The sequence below is a fragment of the Microbacterium sp. 69-10 genome (genome assembly GCF_001897945.1).
Classification (GTDB): Bacteria; Actinomycetota; Actinomycetes; order Actinomycetales; family Microbacteriaceae; genus Microbacterium.
Window position 1 is genome coordinate 237,069 of the sequence record NZ_MKRT01000024.1, and the last position, 2,115, is coordinate 239,183.

Annotated in this window: 3 protein-coding genes; 2 read left to right on the forward strand and 1 reads right to left on the reverse strand. The window is 66.0% G+C overall.

The features are described 5' to 3' along the window. Together BGN97_RS12185 and BGN97_RS12190 are read left to right on the forward strand one after the other, a co-directional pair. On the forward strand, window positions 1–373 hold a 373-nt coding region (locus BGN97_RS12185), incomplete at its 5' end, for a Wzt carbohydrate-binding domain-containing protein (RefSeq protein ID WP_292701813.1). After that, window positions 370–1,383 (forward strand): glycosyltransferase, encoded by a 1,014-nt coding sequence (locus BGN97_RS12190; RefSeq protein ID WP_292701815.1) that lies wholly within the window; start codon window positions 370–372, stop codon window positions 1,381–1,383. The genes BGN97_RS12185 and BGN97_RS12190, both read left to right, overlap by 4 nt. A gap of 1 nt (window position 1,384) precedes the next feature. Here BGN97_RS12190 and galE read toward each other — a convergent pair. Next, a partial coding sequence (gene galE, locus BGN97_RS12195; RefSeq protein WP_292701818.1) for a UDP-glucose 4-epimerase GalE occupies window positions 1,385–2,115 on the reverse strand: 731 nt, incomplete at its 5' end.

Sequence of the window (2,115 nt, forward strand, 5' to 3'; positions counted from 1 at the left end):
CCGCGACCACCGCCGTGAAGGCCCTGCGCAGCTCCGCGCCGGGGAAGAGGTCATTCTCCAGGTGGATGTGGAGATGCTGCGCCCGATCGAGCGGTGGGCGATCGGATTCAGTGTGGACTCCTCGCTCGGCCAGATCGCGCTGGCATCGAACACCGACCTGCTCGATGTCGTCCTCGATCCGCTGGACTCGTCGCGCACGATCGCGATCAGCTTCACCACCGACGGACTCGCCCCCGGACGCTATTCGGTGAACGTCAACGCGTCGGGCATAAGCGAGCCGACATCGCACGGGCTGATGAACGCCGCGGAGTTCGAGATTGCCGGGGACGTACGCTCCGTGGGGCCGGTCGCCACGGACGTTCGGATCGCATGACCCCGCACGCATCCGGGGCAGGGGCGTTGGTCTCGATCATCGTGCCCGTCTACAACGCGGTCGAGTATCTGGGCCCGTGCGTTCGATCCATCCTCCGCCAGACATACGCCGACCTCGAGCTGATCCTCGTCGATGACGGATCCAGCGACGGGTCCGGGGAGCTGTGCGATCGTCTTGCGAGCGAGGACTCGCGGATCACGGTGATACACCAGGCCAACGGCGGCATCGCGGCAGCGCAGAACGCCGGACTCGACGCTGCGAACGGTGCTCTGGTCACCTTCTGCGACAACGACGATCTCATGGCGCCGCGGATGCTGGAGCGACTCGTCGGTCTCATCGACGACACCGGGGCGGACATGAGCTGCTGTCGCTGGCGCAACATCGGGGCGAGTCAGGGGGAATCAGAACTCGCGAAGCTCGACGACAAGTCCTTCGGCAGGCATATCGTGATCGACGATCCCGCTGCAGCGTATCAGACGGTGTTCTCTCTCGCGCTGCGCAAGATCTTCGGTGTCGAGCTGCGCTACTTCAGCGAGGCCAACTGGGGGAAGCTGTACCGCGCAGAACTGTTCGAAGGGGTGCGATTCCCCGAGGGGCACTACGCACAAGATGTTGCCGTGGCCATGACGCTGTACGCGCGCATGTCCGCCGTGGCGTCATGCGAAGACGCACTTTACTTCTGGCTGCAGAGGGGAGACAGCGTTTCCCACAGGCAGCGCAGCGCGGCGTACTTCTCCGACATCGTGCGCGCGCATCTGCGATCCTTCGACAATGCGAGGGAAATGGGCATCCTCCCGGCGCGCGCCTACGCGGGGATCGCCGCGGTGAAGTATGAGCGACGGAATGTGGCCACCGAGGCAGACAGGCGTCGTCATGCGTCGGATCGTGCCGAGGTGAGCAGGCGGCTGAAGGACCTGGGGATCTGGAAGCGGCTGCTCTGCCGGGTGATCTTCCTCGAGCGGATGCTCGAGGTCAAGGTCTACAACGTGACGGTGCACCGCCGACGCTGACTCACACGGGAGGAGCAGCCGAGGAGAATCCGTTTGGGTTCATCGTCTGCCAGCGCCAGGAATCGCGTGCCATGTCCGCCACCGATCGGGTCGCCTTCCAGCCGAGCTCCGCTCTGGCTCGTGAGACGTCGGCCCAAGCGCGGGCGAGGTCCCCGCCGCGGCGGGGACCGACGCGGCGGGGGATGGGGGCACCCACTGCCTCTTCGAAAGCGCCGATGAGTGCGAGGACGGAGGTCGGCACGCCCGTGCCGAGGTTCCACGTGCGCACACCGCGGTGCTCGGCGATCCTGGACAGCGCAGCCACATGCCCCGCGGCCAGATCGTCGACGTGGATGTAGTCGCGCTCGCCGGTGCCGTCAGGCGTCTCGTAGTCGTCTCCGAACACCGTGACCTCGGGAAGTCGGCCGACGGCGACCTGGGAGATGTACGGTGCGAGGTTGTTGGGGATGCCGTTCGGGTCTTCGCCGATGAGTCCGCTGGGATGCGCGCCGATCGGGTTGAAGTAGCGCAGCACTGCGATGCTCCAGCGCGGATCGGCAGCGGCGATGTCGGTGAGGATGCGCTCGAGCATCGCCTTGGACTGCCCATACGGATTCGTGGACGAGAAGGGGCCGTCTTCCTCGGCGTACGGCGGTTCCTGTCCCCCTCCGTATAAGGTGGCCGACGACGAGAACACGAGCCGCCGGACATCGTGCGCCTCCATGACGCGCAGCAGGGCGAAGGTGGCATCGA